Source organism: Pseudomonas sp. NBRC 100443 (genome assembly GCF_030268185.1).
In the GTDB taxonomy this organism is placed as follows: Bacteria; Pseudomonadota; Gammaproteobacteria; order Pseudomonadales; family Pseudomonadaceae; genus Pseudomonas; species Pseudomonas citronellolis.
Map to the genome: position 1 here is coordinate 1 of NZ_BSQE01000055.1, position 801 is coordinate 801.

At 65.2% G+C, this 801-nt stretch carries 1 protein-coding gene; it reads right to left on the reverse strand.

The genetic code is table 11. The features are described from left to right. Window positions 1-76 precede the first annotated feature (76 nt). The coding region (locus QSJ95_RS32475; protein ID WP_285647874.1) for an IS110 family RNA-guided transposase at window positions 77-801 on the reverse strand (725 nt) is incomplete at its 5' end.

Below are 801 nucleotides of genomic sequence, written 5' to 3' on the forward strand. Positions count from 1 at the left end.
GACGGTCTGACCAGGGGTCAATGTTCTTCAGCAAGGGTTGGAGCGACTTGGCGCCCCGTTGGCGGGAACTCGTTGATCAGTGGCTCATTTCCATCTCCCGGCAAGCATTCGGCTTGCGCTGGTAGGTTTGTTCGCTGCACAGCAGCACCCAGGCGATACGCAGGTTGCGGTTGGCCAGTCGCACTGCCGCGCCCTTGCGCCCCAGACGTTGTAGCCAGCGCTGCAGGCGCCGATCGTCCGGGTGTTCGGAATCGGGCCGCAGTTGCTTCAACACCGCATGCGAGCCTACGACCATCAGGCTGCGCACATAGGCGTCGCCACGTTTGGTCATCTTGCCCAGCCGCACCTTCTGCCCGCTGCTGTGCTGGTCGGGCACGATACCGAAGTAGGCAGCGAACTGACGCGCATTGGCGAAACGTTCCGGCTCGACCTGTTTGGCCAGCAAGGCCGTGGCCGTGATCGGACCGATACCACGTACCGTCATCAGCCGTTTCGCTGTCGGGTCGGCGGCGGCACAGGCTTCCAGACGCCCGGTCAGCGCGGCGATACGCTCGCCCAGCCGTTTCCATTCGTTCAGCATCTCGTCGATCAGCTCGCGCAGCAGCGCCGGCAACGGCTGGTGGGCGTCTTCCAGCACCCGGGTGACACCTTGCTTCAAGCCCACATCCCCCTGTGCCAGGGCGATGCCCTGCTCCAGCAGCAGCCCGCGGATCTGATTACCCATGGCGGTGCGCCGCTGCACATAGCCCCGCCGGACACGGTGCCAGGCCTGCATCGCCAGTGCCGCGACGCTCTTCACCG